The organism is Mycolicibacterium helvum (assembly GCF_010731895.1).
Classification (GTDB): domain Bacteria; phylum Actinomycetota; class Actinomycetes; order Mycobacteriales; family Mycobacteriaceae; genus Mycobacterium; species Mycobacterium helvum.
Window position 1 is genome coordinate 800307 of sequence record NZ_AP022596.1, and the last position, 19456, is coordinate 819762.

6 protein-coding genes are annotated in these 19456 nt (G+C 65.0%); 1 reads left to right on the forward strand and 5 read right to left on the reverse strand.

The genetic code is table 11. From position 1 onward, the window contains the following. Positions 1-2: 2 nt before the first annotated feature. Positions 3-2933: an MMPL/RND family transporter gene (locus G6N38_RS03525; RefSeq protein ID WP_163751774.1), complete on the forward strand. Its 2931-nt coding sequence runs from the start codon at positions 3-5 to the stop codon at positions 2931-2933. A 4-nt stretch (positions 2934-2937) separates the two neighbouring features. Here G6N38_RS03525 and G6N38_RS03530 read toward each other — a convergent pair whose 3' ends face one another. Genes G6N38_RS03530 through G6N38_RS03550 form a run of 5 tightly spaced genes read right to left on the reverse strand, consistent with a single transcriptional unit; the run spans position 2938 to position 19453 of the window. Then, complete coding sequence (locus tag G6N38_RS03530) at positions 2938-4374, reverse strand: sugar nucleotide-binding protein (protein WP_163746273.1); 1437 nt, start codon at positions 4372-4374, stop codon at positions 2938-2940. 16 nt (positions 4375-4390) lie between these two features. Then, positions 4391-5389 (reverse strand): dTDP-glucose 4,6-dehydratase, encoded by a 999-nt coding sequence (gene rfbB / locus G6N38_RS03535; protein WP_163746274.1) that lies wholly within the window; start codon positions 5387-5389, stop codon positions 4391-4393. Then, a complete protein-coding gene (gene rfbA / locus G6N38_RS03540) occupies positions 5389-6258 on the reverse strand; it encodes a glucose-1-phosphate thymidylyltransferase RfbA (protein ID WP_163746275.1) in 870 nt (289 codons plus the stop codon). The genes rfbB and rfbA overlap by 1 nt, the downstream gene beginning before the upstream one ends. Beyond that, positions 6255-12695, reverse strand: coding sequence for a beta-ketoacyl synthase N-terminal-like domain-containing protein (locus tag G6N38_RS03545; RefSeq protein ID WP_163746276.1), 6441 nt, complete (start codon positions 12693-12695; stop codon positions 6255-6257). The genes rfbA and G6N38_RS03545 overlap by 4 nt, the downstream gene beginning before the upstream one ends. Next, positions 12692-19453 carry a type I polyketide synthase gene (locus G6N38_RS03550; protein ID WP_163746277.1) on the reverse strand — a complete coding sequence of 2254 codons (6762 nt, stop codon included), beginning with the start codon at positions 19451-19453 and terminating at the stop codon, positions 12692-12694. The genes G6N38_RS03545 and G6N38_RS03550 overlap by 4 nt, the downstream gene beginning before the upstream one ends. Positions 19454-19456 lie beyond the last annotated feature (3 nt).

Below are 19456 nucleotides of genomic sequence, written 5' to 3' on the forward strand. Positions count from 1 at the left end.
CCATCCAGACCAAGACAGAGCCGACCCACCAGCTCAGTCGGCCGTTGATCGCGCGGTCGATCCGAACGCTGTCGCCTCTCATCATTGCGGTCTGGGTGGCGGTCACGGTTTATGTGACGTTCTTCGTCCCTTGGCTGGAGACCGTCAGCCGGGACCATTCCGTGCCGATGGCCCCACAGGACGCCCCGGCAGTGGTGGCCATGCACCGGATGGGCAACGAGTTCAAAGAGTCCACCTCCGACAGTTTCGCCATGCTGGTGATGGAGGGCCAGCAGGAACTCGGCGACGAGGCACACACGTACTACGACGGACTGATTCGCGCGCTGAAGAGCGATACGAAGCACGTCGAACATGTGCAGGATTTGTGGGGAGATCGACTCACCGCGGCGGGTGCGCAAAGTAAAGACGGCAAGGCCGTCTACATCCAATTGAATCTGGCCGGCAACCAGGGCACAACGTTGGGCCAACAATCAATTGCCGCGGTCCGCAACATCGCCGAACAGACTCCGGCGCCGCCCGGTATCAAGGTCTACGTCACCGGGCCCGCCGCGCTCGTGTCGGACATGCAACATGCCGGCGACCACTCGATGATCAAGATGACTGCCGTCGGGGCCGTCCTCATTTTTGCGGTCCTGCTTCTCGTCTACCGATCGATCCTCACCGTTCTCGGTCTGTTGCTCACCGTCGGTATCGAAGTCCTCATCGCCCGAGGGACCGTCGCGTTTCTCGCCGACCACAACGTCATCGGTCTCTCGACATTCGCGACCAGCCTGCTGGTTGCCCTGGCGATGGCGGCCGGGACCGACTACGGAATCTTCTTCTTCGGCCGGTACCACGAGGCGCGCCACGCCGGCGAAGACATCGAAACCGCCTTTTACAGCACCTTCCGCAGCGTCGCCCCCGTCGTCTTGGGCAGCGGTCTGACCATCGCCGGAGCGATGCTGTGCCTGAGTGTCACCCGGATACCCATCTTCCAAAGCATGGGCGTGCCATCCGCTGTCGGCATGTTCGTCGCCGTCGCGGTGGCCGTCACACTGGTCCCATCGCTGCTGGCCGTCGGAAGCCACCTCAAATTGTTCGACCCGAAGGTCCGGCTCAAGAACCGCCGGTGGCGACGAATCGGAACGGCGGTCGTTCGCTGGCCGGTTCCCATCCTCATCACGACCATAGCGATCGCGCTGGTCGGGCTGCTCGCGCTGCCGGGCTACCAGACCAGTTACAACGATCGCTTGTACATACCGCAGGATCTACCGGCAAACGTGGGAAACGCGGCTGCCGATCGCCATTTCTCCCAGGCCCGGATGATGCCCGAAATTCTGATGATCGAATCCGATCACGATATGCGGAACCCCTCGGATTTCCTCATATTGCACAAACTGGCCAAAGCTATTTTCCAGGTTCCAGGCATATCTCGGGTTCAGGGCATAACACGGCCCGAGGGAACACCGATCGAACACACCTCCATACCCTTCCTCATGGACATGCAGAATGCGGGCATGCAGAGCAGCCTGAACTTTATGAAAACCCGCATGAATGACCTGCTCGAACAGGTCAAAATGATCGATAGACAAATCGCGCTGATGAAGCGTATGTATGAACTGCAAAAGCAGCTCAACGGCATCACCCACGACTCGTTCATCACAACGAAAGAGATGTCGCAAGTCGTTACTGTTCTCATGGGCAGCTCGGCAGACTTCGACGATTTCTTCAGGCCTATTCGCGCCTATTTGTACTGGGAACCGCACTGCTACAACATTCCGCTCTGCGTAGCGGTGCGATCGATATTCGACTCGATCGACGGCATATCCGCACTCAACGACAAGATGAAGGAAATGCTGGTTCAGTTCGGGACATTGGACCAGCTGATGCCCCAGCTTCTCGCACAGATGCCGCAGATGATCGCAATCATGGAATCCATGCGGGACATGATGCTGAAGATGCACAGCACCATGTCCGGGTCATTCGGTGTATTGGACGATTCGAACTCGAACACCCTTGCCATGGGGCAGGCGTTCGACGCGGCGCAAAACGACGATACCTTCTACCTTCCGCCCGAGGTCTTCCAGAACCCGGATTTCCAGCGGGCGATGAGCGCCTACCTGTCCCCCGATGGCAAAGCAGCGCGATTCATCATCTCCCACAAGGACGAACCCGCGTCCCCGCAGGGCATCGCAAGTATCGCCAAGATCAGGACCGCGGCGGAGGAAGCTCTCAAGACAACACCGCTGCGGGGCTCCAAGATCTATATCGCCGGCACCGCAGCGACATTCAAGGACTTCAGCGACGGCTCCAAATACGACCTCTGGATCGCGGCCGTGGGCGCACTCTGTCTGATCTTCATCATCATGCTGCTCATCACCCGTAGCTTGATTGCCTCCCTGGTGATCGTGGGCACGGTGGCGCTGTCGCTGGGCGCTTCATTTGGGCTCTCGGTACTGCTCTGGCAGTACATTCTGGGCATCAAATTGCACTGGATGGTATTGCCGATGTCGGTGATCGTGCTCTTGGCGGTTGGCTCGGACTACAACCTGCTCTTGGTATCCCGAATAAAAGAAGAACTCGGCGCGGGCATCAACACCGGCATCATCCGCGCCATGGGCGGCACCGGCAAGGTCGTGACCAACGCCGGGCTGGTGTTCGCGTTCACCATGGCTTCGATGGTGATCAGCGATCTGCAGATCATCGGTCAGGTCGGCACCACGATCGGCCTGGGCCTGCTATTCGACACCTTGGTTGTACGGTCGTTCATGACACCGGCGATCGCCGTGTTGCTCGGACGCTGGTTCTGGTGGCCGCAGCGGGTTCGGCCACGCCCGGCCAGCTTCATGCTCCGGTCGCAAGGAACGCGTGCGTCAGTGCGGACGTTAATGCTGCCGCACGAAGACCGCGACGACGATGCGCTAACTACCGAAATCCCAAGGACTTCGGTCTGATTCGCTAGCCTGCCGCGGACGTCGCCCGAGTCTCCAGCCGCACGTAGTTCTGCAGTGTTTCGTCGGCGGCGGCGGGCACGAACCCGGTGGACTCGATTTTTGTCAGGTCGAGAACACCGCTGGCCGGGCGCGGCGACACGGGATTGGTGGCCGACGCGAAGTACTCGGCGGTGGAGACGCCGCTCACCCTGTTCGGATCGTGGCCCGCCAGCTCGAAGGTGCGGCGTGCCACATCGGCCCATGAGGTGATCGGGCCGGACCCAGTCATGTTGTACGTCCCGTACGACGCACGGCTCTCGGCCAGGTGCCGGATCGCGCGGGCCAGCTCCGAAGTGAATGTCAAACGACCGAGCTGGTCGTCGACCACCGATGGGTCAACGCCCCGGTCGGCAAGAGAAAGCATGGTGCGCACGAAGTTTCGCCCCTCACCGATCACCCACGAGGTACGCAGGATGTAGTGCCGGTCAAGGGTTGCGATGATCTGATCGCCGGCGGCTTTCGTCTGTCCGTACACACCGAGCGGGGCCATCGGATCGTCCTCGCGGTAGGGCCGCGTCGCGGTGCCGTCGAACACGTAGTCGGTCGACACATGCACGACAGTCAGTCGGTGCGCCAGCGCCACCCGCGCTAGATTCGCGACACCCGTGACGTTGGCGGCCCACGCGGCGACGCGCCCTTCGGCGGTCTCGGCGACGTCCACGGCCGTGTAGGCCGCGGCGTTGATGATCGTGTCGTACTCACGCCACGGGCGCGCCGAACCGAGATCGCCGGACGTGAGATCGAAGTCCGGCAGGTCGACGAACTCGACATGCGAAACGCCCGCGTAGGACTCGCGCAGGGCGCGACCCAGCTGACCGTTGGCGCCGATCACCAGGATCTTGCGCGGCTGGACGGGAACGACCTCGGACAAGGGGCCCTGGGCGCGGTCTTTCGCGGACAGCTCAGCTCGGTCCAGTGGAATCGGCCAGTCGACGGCGATGGTCGCATCCGCCGGATTCAGCGAGGTGTAGATGCCCTCCGGCGAATAGTGATCGTTGACGAGGTAGGTGTAGGCGGTGTTGGGCTCCAGCGTCTGAAATCCGTTGCCGACGCCCTGCGGCACGAACACGGCACGCGATGGATCAAGTTCGGCGGTGACCACCGTCCCGAACGTCGGGCCGTCCCGCAGATCTACCCACGCGCCGAAGATCCGCCCGCTCGCGACAGAGATGTACTTGTCCCAGGGCTCGGCGTGGATGCCGCGGGTGGTGCCTGCCGATTCGTTGAACGAGACATTGTTCTGAACCGGCCCGAAGTCGGGCATGCCGGCGGCCACCATCTTCTCGCGCTGCCAGTTCTCCTTGAACCACCCGCGATTGTCGCCATGGACGGGAAGATCCCAGATGATCAGTCCCGGAATGGCTGTCGAGGTTGCGCGCAGCGCCTTACCGAGCTCCGTCATTACTCGCGCTCTCCTGTCATTGCCCGAGTCGGGCGTAGAAAGCCTCGGTGGCATCTTTGGCGGGCGCCCACCAATTTTCGTTGTTGCGGTACCACTCGATGGTCGCCGTCAGCCCGTGCTCGAAGTCAGGATATCGCGGCCGCCACCCGAGCTCATCACGCAGTTTGGTCGCATCGATGGCATACCGCAGGTCGTGACCGGTGCGGTCCGGGACATTTTCGTAGGCGTCGGCGTCTTGACCCAGGATCGTCAGGATCAGTGCGACGACCGTTTTGTTGTCCTTTTCGCCGTTGGCGCCGATCAGGTATGTCTCGCCTATCCGGCCCTTCTCCAGGATCGCCAACACCGCCGACGAATGATCGTCGGCATGGATCCAGTCACGGACGTTGAGACCTTCGCCGTACAGCTTGGGACGGGTGCCGCGCAGGACGTTGGTGATCTGGCGGGGGATGAACTTCTCGACGTGCTGGTAGGGGCCATAGTTGTTGGAGCAGTTCGAGATCGTCGCTTGCAGACCATAGGAACGCATCCACGCACGCACCAGCAGGTCACTGCCTGCCTTGGTCGACGAATACGGTGACGACGGGTTGTACGGGCTGGCTTCGGTGAACCGGACCGGGTCGTCCAGCGCCAGGTCACCATAGACCTCGTCGGTCGAGATGTGGTGGTACCGAACGCCGTACTTGCGGACCGCCTCGATCAGCGTGAACGTGCCGATCAAGTTGGTGTGCAGAAAAGGCTCCGGGTCATCGAGCGAATTGTCGTTGTGGGTTTCCGCGGCGTAGTGCACGACGCTATCGGCAGAGGCCACCAACTTGTCGACCAGCTCGGCATTGGCGACGTCGCCGTGCACGAAGGTCACCCGCTCTTCGGGCAGCCCGGCCAGCGACTCACGGTTGCCGGCATAGGTGAGTTTGTCCAGCACGGTGATGTGATGGTCGGTGTGCTCGACCGCGTAGTGCACGAAGTTCGATCCGATGAACCCCGCACCTCCAGTGACGAGAAGCTCAGTCACTAGAAACCTCGCTCCAGCAGGCCCAGCAGGTAGGAGCCGTAGCCCGACTTCACCAGTTTCTCGGCGCGCTCGCGCATCTCATCCTCGGTGAGAAACCCTTGTCGCCAGGCGATCTCCTCGGGAACGCCGATCTTCAGACCGGTTCGGCGTTCGATGGTGCGCACATAGTCAGCCGCGTCGGTCATCTGGTCGAACGTGCCGGTGTCCAGCCATGCGGTGCCGCGCGGCAACACCTGTACCCGCAACCGTTCCTGTTCCAGATAGGCGCGATTGACATCGGTGATCTCGTACTCACCGCGATCACTCGGCGAGAGATCACGGGCGATATCCACGACGTCATTGTCGTAGAAGTACAGCCCTGGCACCGCGTAGTTACTCTTGGGTTGTTTCGGCTTCTCCTCCAGCGACACCACCATTCCGCCGGGGTCGAATTCCACGACGCCGTACGCGGACGGCTCCGCCACCCAGTACGCGAAGATCGCGCCACCGTCGATATCGGTGAAGCTCTTGAGCTGGTTGCCCATTCCCGGTCCATAAATCAGGTTGTCGCCCAACACCAGTGCGACCTTCTCGCCCCCGATGAAATCGGCGCCGATGGTGAACGCTTGAGCCAGCCCATCCGGCGACGGCTGTTGGGCGAAGGTGATCGACACGCCGAACCGAGATCCATCACCCAGCAGCCGCTCGAAGCTCTCCGCGTCGTGGGGTGTGGTGATCACCAAGATGTCCTGGATGCCCGCCAGCATCAGCGTCGACAGCGGGTAGTACACCATCGGCTTGTCATACACCGGGATCAGCTGCTTTGAGACACCCAGCGTGATCGGGTGCAGGCGGGTCCCCGAGCCGCCAGCGAGGATGATTCCCTTCATGATGCCGCGGTGATGACGCGGACGCCCATCCCGCGTGTCTCGTAGATGCACAGATCGTCCACCCAGAACCGGCCGTCGAAAACGATCAGCACGCCCCGCTCATCTCGCTCCGTGGAGAGGATCTCGATTTCGGATCGGGTGCGCTTGTTGGTCGGGGTCACTTGCCCACGGAACTTCCAGCTAAATGTCTGGTCCAAAGCAACAGGCTCGAATGCGATTCCGCCGTCGGCCAATCCCGACAACTTGACCGCCGCGCGAGCCGCCTGCTGCATGGCCTCCAGACCGAGCGAGCCCGGCTGCACCGGGTCCTGGAAGAAGTGGGCCTTGAAGAACCATGCTTCGGGTGTGACGTCGTACTCGGCGACCAGTCGGCCCAGACCGGCTTCTCCCCCACCCGGCCAGAAGTTGACTCGGTCGAGAACTTGAAGGCGACCCTGGTCCAGCCATGGGGCACCGGCGAGCTCCGGGGAGGTGTAGGACAGTGCGACCGGAGCCGGCTGTGACAGTGCCTCCAGCGCACCCGGTTTCGTCCGCAAGCCGACCTGGTTCTTCAGCGCCTCCGGGCTGAAGAACCCGAAGGCCGTCGTCATCGTCATGACGACTTCGTGGTCTTGGGTGCAGATGACGTCGAAGAACACGATCGTCGAGCCGGCTCCGTCGGCGAACCGCTCCAGCGTCGACGTCACCCGCAGCGTCCCGACTCGAGCGGGACGGCGTTGCACGACCTCACCACCGTCGAGGTTGCGGAACACCACGTCGTCAGCGCGATTGGCGGCGAACCCGTTATAGGAGGACAGCCAGCCGCACGGCTGCAGCAGGATCTCGATCAGCACCGGCATCGGGACCGCATCGACGTGCGCGTCCGCGAAATACCACTCGCCTTCCGGCACATCGTATTCCGCGACGACGGTGCCACCCTTGGTCGGCACACCCGGCGGGCTGGACACGCTGAGCACCCGCGACATGAAGTGGTAGGGCTCGTCCGGCAGCCGCGGCGCCCGGCGAGTGCCGTCGAACGGTGCGTACAACGCGCCGAACGCATCCGACGGCATGCCACGGCCGCAGGCCAGCAGGGCGCCCTGATCACCGCGAACATCGTTGGTACCGGCCAGGATCTGCACCGGGCCGGGCGCGCCGGGGGGCATCGGCCAGTCCGGCACCAGGCGCATACCGAAGCGCCGGGCGTGGAAGACCTTGAAACCGTCACTGCGGCAGAGCAATGCGGCGAAGACAGTCGGTGTCGGGCCATCGATGATCTCTTCGATGAACACCTCGTAGTCGAGCATGTGGTCGGCGTCCGGAGTCACCTGCCCGCGGCACACGAAGCGCGCCATATCGTCGGGCACCGGCTCGAATCGCCAACCATCGCGCTCGATGGTGAAACCGTAGGCAGCCATTGCGAAGGACAGCGCCTGGGTGGCCGCGTCCGCCATCAACGTCCCTGGCATGCAGGGGTCGTTCTTGAAATGCCCGTCGTAGAACCACATGTCCTTGGGCACCGCGGCGGTCGCGCGCAAATAGCCGCGGCCCCAGGGGCCACCATTGGGATCGAACTCGGCGATCTCGTCGATCAACCGCAGCTTCCCGGTCGGAAGGGACGGTGTCCGCGTGTGGGCGGCCGCCCGCTCGAACCCAGCGCCGAAGCACCGATACGCGTGCCCCTGGGTGAAGGCGTCGAGATCGTCGCGGCTGAATGAACGCTTTTCGGTGACGACGGGGGGTTCGTCACGCACTGCGCCGTCCCGCGGTGCATCGTCGGCGGCATCCCACAACACCCCGTCGGACTCGGCAAGCTCGGCATCGGAGAAGAACCCGGCCTGTCCGTTACGCACCGAGATCATCAGCCGATCACCGATGTAGCAGTCGTAGTGGAAGAAGAACAGACGCGTATCACCGGTTTTCGCGTGGCCGTCGATGTGGATCTCGTAGTGCAGCGTGTCGCCACCTTTGGGCAGCTCGCCCATGAATGTCAGATCGCAACCGAGCAGGCGGTAGACCCGCTCACTGCGGTTGCTGAAATCCGCACCCAACCACGAGGCGAGCAGCAGGTCCGCCTGGCCGCTCTCGATCACCACACCCGGCGACATCCGACCGTTGTGGATGTACCAGGCGTTCGGATCGACATCGGTCTCGGTGACGATGAGGCCGGTACCCATCGTGCCGGGTTCGCCCTCGATGCTCATCACCCGATCCGCCAGGAGCAGCGGTGGCTCCGGCATCCGGACCAGGCGCTCGTACTGGTCGTACTCGGCGAACTTCGGTCCCATGACCTCCGAAACATTGCCTCCTGCAAGGATTTCCAGCTGGTCGCGGGACCACAGCGGTTCCTTGACCGGCGCCGGGCGCTTGGTCGGCGCCGGAGTGGGAGCGCTCCGCGCGGGTGCGGGCTTGACCGTCACCGGCGGTGGCGGCGGTGGCGGCGGTGCACTCGGTGCCGCGGCCGCCGGCGTGGGCGCACTCGCCACGGGTGCGGGTGCGGGTGCGTAAATCACTGGAGCACTGGCCGCGGCCGCAGACACTGATCCCCGCCGCCCAGACACCAGCGCAAGAAGATCGCCGCGCGACTTCAGGAATGACGCGTGGGCCTCTGCTTGCCGATCGAGGAACGCCGAATGCGCATCACTCACCGAGGCAACCAGATTCAGCGCCGCGGCCGTCTGATCGCTGAACGCCGCGGCGGCAGGGACGACCGGTCGGGCGATCGCGGTCCTGGTGTCGGGCACAGACTGCACGACGACCTCCTGGGCGACCACCAGTGGCCCGGGGTGGACCGGCGCGGGCGGCATGACTTGAACATTTCCGTGGTCCACTTCTGGCATGGGCGCGCTTCCATTCTTGGACGCCTCAGGCGTCGGTGCATTCCGGGACGTTTGGGGAGTCGGCACGATATCCGGCCAATGGGCGGCCAACGTCAGCGTGCGGGTGTTCTCCGACGACGCCACCTGGCCCTGGTCACGCAATTGCTGGATGCGCATGTCGAATGCATCGATGTCGACCGGCAGCCCGTGAGCCCACAGCTTGCCGACGGACTCGGCCAGGGCGCGCAGCCCGCGGCGTTCCTGGGGGTCCAGCGCGACTGCCAGATGGGGGCGATCCCCGAGGATTTTTGAGACCGCCGCGGTCAAGATCGCGCGGGGCCCGTGCTCGACGAAGACGCGAACGCCGTCCTCCCACGCTTGAAGCACCGTCGCGGGGAAATCGATCGGTTCGAGGGCTTGCCGGGTGATCGCCTCGGCGGCCGCCTCCCGGGTGGGCACATAGGCACGGTTGACCGCGTTGGTGTAGAACCGGATGTCCGGCACCTCGTGCGTCTCCCGGGTGTGGATGTTGCGCCAGGTGTCGGCGAACGGTGCCATTGCTTCGCAATGGATGACCATGTCCAGGCCAAGGGGTATCGCCGTCGCTCCAGGGACGGCGTCGATCACCCGTCGGCACGCCGCGGGATCCCCGCCGATGACGCAATCGTCGGGTGCCTGAACGATCGTCATGTAGGCGCGCGGCTCGACGGCCAGCGCCGCATCAACCAAGGATCTGGGCGCCGTAATACGCCAGCACTCCCACGGGGCCGGTTGGTCACCCAGCCCCCAGTCGGCCGCCGCCACCCGACATTCGCCGGTCAGCTCATCGCCATACATACCCGACGCCTCGATCTCATCGAGCATCGGTTCCAGGTCGCTCCAGACCCCAAAGGCCATCAGCGAGTTCGTTTCGCCCGACGAAAGGCCGATGGCAGCAGTGGGTTTGAGGCCAAGGACGGTGCGGGAGAACTCGGCCTGCGACTGACAGACCAGAGCACAACCGGTCAGCTGGGTGCGCGGGTCCAGGGTGGTAATCCCGGCACCGTGCAAAGCGCGAGCAAGATCGCCAACACCGGAGAAGCGTTGGGTGAGTGCATCGCCGATCTCGGGCCACGCGAACAACAGATCACGCCCGGCACCCGGGTACGCCGCAGCCGCACCAGTGAACGTGAACGCCAGTTCGCCGGACATCGGTGCGTCGGCGAACGCGATGCCCGGGATGACCGGTAGCTCGCCACGTTCCAGGCGCTGTATGGCCTGCTGCCGAAGCGTGTCCACTCCTGCCTGGCTGTCCCCCACCAACGAACACCGCACCGGCCCGCTGCCACCGGATTCGCCGCGCTGCATCCGGCTCAGCACATCAGCCCTGCTGGCACCGGCGTAACGCTCCGATACCGGGACGACGCCGAGAGCCAGCGGCTTTGGTGCGCCACCGGCGGCAGACACGGTAATACCGTCGGCGCGTCCGCCCAACGCCTCGACCCACACCGCGGCCGCTGTGCCACCCGGTGCCGGCTGCGCACCGGCCCGGTCCACCCGTACCCGCGCCCGCACCGCCTCCGCGCGCGCTGCGATCTCAACGGCAGCGCTGGCCGCATGGGTGCGGCCGAACCGCCCGGAAGCGAAGTTCGGATCCTCAGCGGTCGATACAACGTCAGTATCGATGACGGCGATGATCTCGTCGCCGGCGGCTTCGGCATCGGCGCGCCGCTTGAGGACGAAGGCCACCGCCGCGTCGCCGTGGGCCACGCTGGTGTCTTCAGCCAGTGCGTCCGCCGCTCGTGAATGTGCTGGCTCACAACACATGTCGACCGCGCCGGCGACCACAGTATCGAGTTCGCGATGCCGCAACGCCCGGATGCCGATCTGCAGCGCGGTGATCGCGGACAGTTCCTCGGTGGATACGGTGAAGCCGAATCCGCGGAAGTCGCGCTGCGCGTGGATGCGGTTGGCGGGAATATTCGGCATGGTCCCGATCACACCGTCGGCAGTCAGTTTCGGGGCGGCCTCTTTGTTGGCCTCCAGCCAACGGTCATTGTCGGTGTTCAGCACCCGCAACCGTTGCCGGGCAATGGTGGCATCGCAGCCCATGCCGACGAAGACGCCGGTCCGCTCCGGATCGGTGTTCACGTTACGCAACGCCTGCCCTGCGGCCGCCAGCATCACCGTCTGCTGGCTCAGGCTCCCGGCGAGCTCGTTGGGCGGAAAACCAAGTCCGGCAAGCTCAAGCGCAACGACATCGAGTGGGATGGGCTGCGCCTCTGGCCCCAGCACCCGGCGACGGAACGCGTCTGCGTCGCGTGCGTCGCCAGTGACCACACCAATTCCACAGATCACGATCTCGTCGGTGGGCGGTTGTTGCCGAACGACTGAATCGCGTGGTCCCCGGTAATTCTCGACGATCAAATGAGCGTTGTTTCCACCGAACCCGAAGTTGCTGACCGCGGCGCGCTTGACCGGGCCGTCCCACGCCGTTGGCGTGGTGACCAATGTGAACGGCGTACCGCCGAGCTTGTCGGTCGGCTTCTCGCACAACGTCGGTGGAATGGTCGAGGCCTGCATAGCGGACAGCACATTCACCAAGCTGGCCGCGCCGGACACCGTGATGGTGTGGCCCAGATTTCCTTTCAGCGCACCCAGCTTCAGCGGAACGTCGCCGTAGGCAGCCGCGATGCTCTGCAGCTCCGTAGCGTCGCCCAGCGGTGTGCCGGTGGCGTGACAGTCCACATAGTCGATATCGGCCGGCGTCAGCCCCGCCTGCTCGAGGGCCGACAGCATCGCACGAGTCTGACCTCCCACAGCCGGTGCCAAGAAGCCGCTCTGGCGCCCGTCGTTCGAGAGCCCGACCCCCATGATCACACCAAGGATGTCGTCACCATCGCGTTCGGCGTCGCCGAGGCGCTTCAGCGCGACCAGCGCGGCACCTTGTGCGGGAACCAGGCCGTCGGCTTCCGCGTGGAAGGGACGGGACCGACCCGACGGGCTGAGCGCTTGCAGCGATGTGAAACCCAGATGCAGGAACAGGTCGTCCGAGCCGTTGACCCCGCCCGCGAGCATCAGGTCGGCACCACCGTCGTGCAGGGCATCGCACGCGAGTTTGATGGCGTAAAGCGATGATGCGCAGGCCGCGTCGAGCGCATAGACCGGTCCGGTCATCTCCATCGCACCGGCAACCAGGTGTATCGGCAGCCCCGACGAGAAGCGGTTGCGCGGATCGTCGTTTCCTTGGCCTGTCCAGACAGCCTCGACAAACGCAGTCCCCATCGTGCTGGGATACGACAGGTTGCCGACGATCAGACCGGTCCGCGGCGCCGCGATCGGCCCGCCCAGCGCCTGCTGCGCGCACTGGGCAAGCCAGGCAACGATCGGGTCAAGCTGGTCGAAATCGGGCATTCGCGAGGCGAATTGAGTCAGGTCAAACGATGTCTCGACATAGCCCCCGGTGGCTGACGAAACCCGCAGCCCCTGTTTGTCGCTGGCCAACAGCATTCCGGGATCCACCCCACACCACCGGTCGCGCGGGGTGGGTGTCAGCAGGCAGCGTCCACCCAGCGAGGCATCGAACAGCTCCTCCGGCGTGGCTGCACCAGGCAGTACGCAACTGCGTCCGACGATCGCGACGGGGTCGAACCCGCTCACGCCGACGTGTCCGCGGCGGCGCCCGCAGCGTAGAACTCCACACCCTCGAGCGTTGCGAAGAGCGCACCGTCGGAGGTTTCGTACGCGATATCGAAGTCGACGCGCTTGTCGTTCACCGGATGCGCAGCCAACCGGCAACGCCCGATACGGCCGTCACCGAAGGCACGGTGCAGCAGGACACGACCGATCCGCACCGGCAGCACCAGGGGACGGCCCTGCGCGCTCGCCCATATGATGCCCAGCTGCAGGCCGCCATCGATGCTGGCGGCGTCGATCGCCCAGCCGTTCTGCGGCCAGCCGAGGCCGTCGAGGCTGTTGAGAGTTGCTGTACCACCCGCAGTTCCGAAGCTGCCAAGTTGTTCGATGACGGCGAACTGCGGCCCGTGGAACAGCGGGCCGGCGTATGCCTCGTCGACACCCAGTGGCCAGTCCGACCCCGTTATCTGCGGAACCGACAGTTCTGGTTCGGCGACAGCCGCGGTGTCCACCGTGGCGCGGTAGCGGGCCCGGCCCTCACAATCACTGATCGAGACGGTGTAGGACGAGCCGGCCGGCTCGAAATCGATGGTGAGAGATTGCCGTTCGTGTTCGGCGAACGTGACTCCCGAGAGCACCTGGAAGTCACGGACCACCGGACACGCATCGGCAACGAGCCCACGTGCCGCGCGCAGCATCGCATCCAGCGCGATCACCACCGGCACCACAACCCGGCCGCGGACCTGGTGATCGGTCAGCACCGGCAGGTCCTCGGCCGACACCTCCCATTCCAGGCGTGCCGCGCGAAGCCGCGGCTCGGCCGGTGCGGCTACGACGACCGCGCTTGCCGACGACCGGCACAACGCGTGGTCAGCGAAGAACTGTGCACCCTCGGCGATCGGGATGACACCAACGCCGCCGGCGAGGAACCGGCTCTTCAGCGTCGCGTCAACCATCCCGCCGTCCCACGGCCCCCAGCCGAATGCGCGAACCACGCACTCTCCGTTGCGGCGCACCGACTCACGGGCCGCGATGGCCTCCAGCGCCGCGTTGGCCGAGGCGTATGCGGACTGTCCCGGATTTCCGGCCCGCGCCGCGATCGAGGAGAACAGCGAAATGAAACGCAGCTCGTCGGTCGACGTTGCATCCAGGAGTGCTTCTGCACCAATCAGTTTGGTGGTGAACACCTTGACGAATCCGTCGTCGTCTAGGTCTTCTAGGCGCTTGTCGGCAAGGACGCCGGCACCGTGGACCACACCAACGATCGGCCCGAAGTTCTGCCGAACCTCGTCCAGCACGCCGCGCAGTGCAGCCTCATCCGTAATGCTCGCCGCGAAGTAGCGAGCCGGAGTACCTTGCCGCTCCGCGGACGCCAGTGTGGCGCGGACCTCCCGCGTGGCCAGCAGGCTCTCGGCCTGCGCCCGAGCCTGCGGCAGGCTCAGCTGCTCGCCACGAGCCCGCGCCGATGCTGCCAGCGCGGTGGCGATCTCGGCGGCGGTGGTACCCGATGGCTCGTCAGCAGTGACCTCACGCAGCGGCGTACGGCCAAGGAGAGCGAGTCGCAGGCCGTGACGCTTGGCCAGCGCCAGCGCCGACTCTGCCGTCACACCACGCGCGCCACCGGTGACCACGACCACGCCGCCCGGCACGACGCTGATCGTCTCACCCTCTCCCACCGAAGATTCGATGTCGTCGACGGCAACCAGCCGGGTGCCATCAGCGCGCAGGGCGACCTCGATACCGCTGCCGCCCTCGAGCAGTTCGGCTGTCAGCCGGTCGGCGTCGAGGGTTTCCATATCGACAGCGCGCACCGAAGCATTTGGCCACTCCCAGCCGGCGGTTTTCACCAGGCTCGCGACTCCGACCGGTACGTCTGCGGCGACGAAACGGGCACCTGTCGACTGCACGGTGACGAAAAGCCTGGTTCGCGTACTGCTCTTGGCGACGCTGCGTGCGGCGTGGAATGCCCGCACGTGCACCGCGACACAGTCGTCGGGTGTGCGGGCCGGCGCCAGCGCCGCGAGGCTGATGACAGCACCCGCTTCGGCGGGCGCCTCGTCGACCGTCCGCGCCTGGAGTCCGCGGGCATTCATCGCACGCTCGAGCGCTTCGGCGAAGGCAGGGTCTTCACGGGTGATGAAGACGACGCCGTCGCGCAGGCCTGCCATTGCCAACCCGCTGGGCGGAGCCGCCCGAAGCTCAGTTTCCGTGCAGGACAAGCCGACTGCCGCCGAGGTCGGCGGGGCCGACTGGACTGCGGCGGTCTGCTCCACACGACCGCCGGCAGCGAAGCCGGAGACAGTGTCCACGACGTCCTGCAACGTGCGCAGATTCGACAACTCAGACGCCGGAATCTCCGGAGCACCAGGAAACTTCGCCTGCAACGCCGCCAAAATCTCGACCTGCTTAATCGAATCAATCCCCAGCTCGGCCTCCATCTCCATGCCCAACCCGAGCATGTCAACCGGATAACCCGTCTTCTCCGAAACAATCGACAACACCACATCACCCGCCGGAACTGCCGGAGCAGTCACCATCGGCGCAACTACCGCAGCCGCCGCCGCAGGTGCTGCGAACCCCGCGACGGTGTCCACGACGTCCTGCAACGTGCGCAGATTCGACAACTCAGACGCCGGAATCTCCGGAGCACCAGGGAACTTCGCCTGCAACGCCGCCAAAATCTCGACCTGCTTAATCGAATCAATCCCCAGCTCGGCCTCCATCTCCATGCCCAACCCGAGCATGTCAACCGGATAACCCGTCTTCTCCGAAACAATCGACAACACCACATCACCCGCCGGAACTGCCGGAGCAGTCACCATCGGCGCAACTACCGCAGCCGCCGCCGCAGGTGCTGCGAACCCCGCGACGGTGTCCACGACGTCCTGCAACGTGCGCAGATTCGACAACTCAGACGCCGGAATCTCCGGAGCACCAGGGAACTTCGCCTGCAACGCCGCCAAAATCTCGACCTGCTTAATCGAATCAATCCCCAGCTCGGCCTCCATCTCCATGCCCAACCCGAGCATGTCAACCGGATAACCCGTCTTCTCCGAAACAATCGACAACACCACATCACCCGCCGGAACTGCCGGAGCAGTCACCATCGGCGCAACTACCGCAGCCGCCGCCGCAGGTGCTGCGAACCCCGCGACGGTGTCCACGACGTCCTGCAACGTGCGCAGATTCGACAACTCAGACGCCGGAATCTCCGGAGCACCAGGGAACTTCGCCTGCAACGCCGCCAAAATCTCGACCTGCTTAATCGAATCAATCCCCAGCTCGGCCTCCATCTCCATGCCCAACCCGAGCATGTCAACCGGATAACCCGTCTTCTCCGAAACAATCGACAACACCACATCACCCGCCGACACCGACGGAGCAGCCGCAGGCACGGCAGGCGCTGGCGCCGATGGTGCGACCGGTGCCGGGGCTACGGTTGCCGGCGCGGCGACGGCGACTGGTGCGGCAACCGGTGCGGACGCAACCGGGGCGACAGCCACCGGCGGTACGACGGCCGGCGCCGCGACGACTGGGGCCGAAACCTGCCGTGGTGCAACGCTCGGCAGCGCCCTTGGTGCTTGCGCAACGACCGCCGGATCGCCCACGATCTGGGCCATCATCTGCGTGGACATATCCAGGAAGGCCTGGTGGCTTTGCGTCACCACATCCATATAGCGCTGGTGCTGCTCCGCGGTCTCCTTCTGGATGCTGTCGATGATGCTCCACACGTCGCCAGACAGCGGCGCCTCGATGACCTCCGCCTGTTGCTGAACCACCGAAGCCTGCTGGTGCACCACCGGCGCCTGCTGGACTACCGGCGCTTGCTGCTGGGCCGGCGCCTGGGTCTGCGGCGCCGCAACGGCGGGCGCCTCCATCCGCTGGACCGCCGGAGCCGGAGCCGGCGCAGGTGCTTGTGCCGCTGCCGGCGGCGCACTCTGCACGCGGACCCGGGTGCGCTTCGGCGTGATCGACGTCTTGCCGTCGACGGGCGGGTAAGGCTTGCCGAGGTTCGCTCCCCCGACCTTGACGGCGTGCTTGGGCGCTGGAACGAACTTCTCCGGTTCTTCGTAATGATCGAAGAGAGCGACGAGATCAAGCGCCACACCATCGGCCGCCAATGCGGCCAGTCCACGATGCCAACCGCGGAGGCCGTCGGCCTTCGGGTCGTCGAGGGCGACCGCGATGTGTGCCGATGTGCCCAGGATCTTTCCCACAAGTCCGGTCAGGACCCGGCCGGGGCCAACTTCGATGAAGCGCGTCACCCCGTCGCGGGCCATCGCCTCGATCATTTCGCGGAACCGCACCACCTGCTGGACCTGGTCGCCGAGTTGCTCGGCGACGTTCTCGCTGTACTGCTGCGCGGTGGCGTTCGCGTAGACCGGGAAGTTGGGCTGCCCGATCTTCAACGTCTTCAGATACGCCGTCAACGGTGCGCTGCTCGATGCCACGATCTCCGAGTGGAACGCCGAGGCCACCGGCAGCCGGACCGCTGTCCAGCCCTTCGCTTTCGCCGCGGTCTGTGCCCACGCGATATCGGAGTCGTATCCAGCCAGCACCACCTGGGTGGGGGCGTTGTCGTTGGCGATGACCAGCGAACCCGCCTCACTGGTATCCAGCAGCGCCCGCACGTCTTCGGCGGTCGCCGAGACCGCCAGCATCGCACCGTCCTTGCCTTGGCCGGCTTCGTTCATCAGTGTGCCGCGGGTACGGGCCGTCTCGACGAGACGCTCCGTCGGAAGTACACCCGCCGCGGCCAGCGCAGTAACCTCGCCGAAGCTGTGGCCCGCGGCCGCCGTGGCACTCACGCCGAGGACGTCGAGCAGCGCAAGCTGAGCCAGGCTGGTCGCGGCGATGGCCGGCTGGGCGTTGGCCATCGCGGTGAGCTCTTTCTTCTGTGCGTCTACCGCGGACGCGTCGAATACCGGCTCTGGGAACACAACACCGGGCAGATCGGTCAGATCGCCCTCGAGCCCATCCCATACCGCGAGCGCTTCGGGGAAGCTGATCGCGAGATCGCCACCCATCCCGACGTACTGGCTGCCTTGGCCGGGGAACAGGAATGCCGTCTTGCCTTCGCGGGCCGGCCCGAAGCCGACCGTAATATTGGCGTCCTTGAGCTCGGCGGCCTTGCCGTCGGCCAGCGCGGTGCGCAGCCGTTCTGCAACTGCCGCAAGCGATTCGGTATCCGTCGCCACCAGACCCGCGCGCGCGGGTTGCGCGGCATCGAACTCGTCGGCGGCCTCGAAAGCGATACGGGCAAGGCTCTCGCCAGAACGCGCGGCGGCGACGATGTCCGCGGCCCGCTTCTGCAGATCGGCCTCGGATTGCGCGCTCAGCACCACGAGCTCGCTGGGCAATGCCCGCAACCGCCTGGCGCGGTGCTCGCCTTGGTACTCCTCCAGCGTCACGTGGAAGTTGCTACCCCCAAAGCCGAAGGAGCTGACCGACGCGCGTCGAGGCTGGTCGCTCTTGCGCACCCAGGGCCGGGTCTGTGTGTTGACATAGAACGGCGATTCCTCGATCCCCATCGCGGGGTTCGGGCGATCGACCTTCAACGTCCCGGGCAGTATTGAATGCTGGAGCGCAAGAACGGCTTTGATGAGACCTGCAGCACCTGCCGCCGCCTTGGTGTGGCCGATCTGAGACTTCACCGATCCGAGTGCGATTCGCGCCGAGCCGTCGGTGAACACCGACTTCAACCCGGCGAATTCGGCGACGTCGCCCGCTTTGGTCGCGGTGCCGTGCGCCTCGATGAGTTCGACCGTCGACGGGTCGTAACCGGCCCGTTCGTAGGCACGGCGCAGCGCCTTGGCCTGCCCTTCGGAGCGCGGGGCGTAGACGCTGGACGCGCGCCCGTCGGAGGAGGAGCCCAAGCCGCGAATCACCGCATGGATCTGGTCCCCGTCGCGCTCGGCATCGGCGAGGCGCTTGAGCGCGACCATGCCGACACCCTCACCGATGATCGTGCCGTCAGCGCCATCGGAGAACGGCCGGCAATCACCGGTCGCCGAGAATGCTGGCGTCTTGGAGAAGCACATGTACATCATCACGTCGTTCAGTGCATCGACGCCGCCGGTCAGCACCACATCCGACTCGTGCAGATACAGCCTGTGCAATGCCGACTGCAGCGCCGAAAGCGAACTGGCGCACGCGGCGTCGGTGACGAAGTTGGCACCGCCGAGGTTGAGGCGGTTGGCGACGCGACCGGCGATGACGTTGCCGAGCAGACCTGGGAACGTGCTTTCCTGCCACGGCACATAGTGATCGGCGATGTCCTGGCAGATCTCGTCCGCTTCGCCCTCCGACAGCCCGTTCTCCAGCAGCGCTTTACGCCAGATCGGGCGTTGCATCCGCGAACCCATCTGCACAACGAGTTCGGTTGTCGAAGCGACGCCGAGCACCACGTCCACCCGGTCCAGGTCGACTTCCACGCCTTCACGCTGCACCTGATCTAGCAGCTGTTTTGCCGCGATCAATGCGAGGATCTGTCCGGTATCGGTCGACGGTAGTGCATTGGGCGGCAGACCGAATTTGACCGGATCGAAGTTCACCGGGTCGATGAAGCCGCCGCGCTTGCAGTAGGTCTTGTCCGGCGCCTTGGGGTCGGCGTCGTAGTAGTCGGCGATCAGCCAGTGCGAGGGCGGTACCTCGCTGATGGCGTCACGGCCGGCGGTGATGGTGCGCCAGAAGCCGGTGAGCCCCGACTCGCCCGGGTAGATCGCCGACATGGCGACCACGGCGATCGGAGTGGCAGTGGGCTGGTGCGTGTTGTCAGTCAAGGT

Excerpts from the sequence above, each read along its gene's own strand:
- G6N38_RS03530 (WP_163746273.1), bottom strand. The coding sequence starts at position 4,374 with ATGACGGAGCTCGGTAAGGCGCTGCGCGCAACCTCGACAGCCATTCCG.
- rfbA (WP_163746275.1), bottom strand. The coding sequence starts at position 6,258 with ATGAAGGGAATCATCCTCGCTGGCGGCTCGGGGACCCGCCTGCACCCG.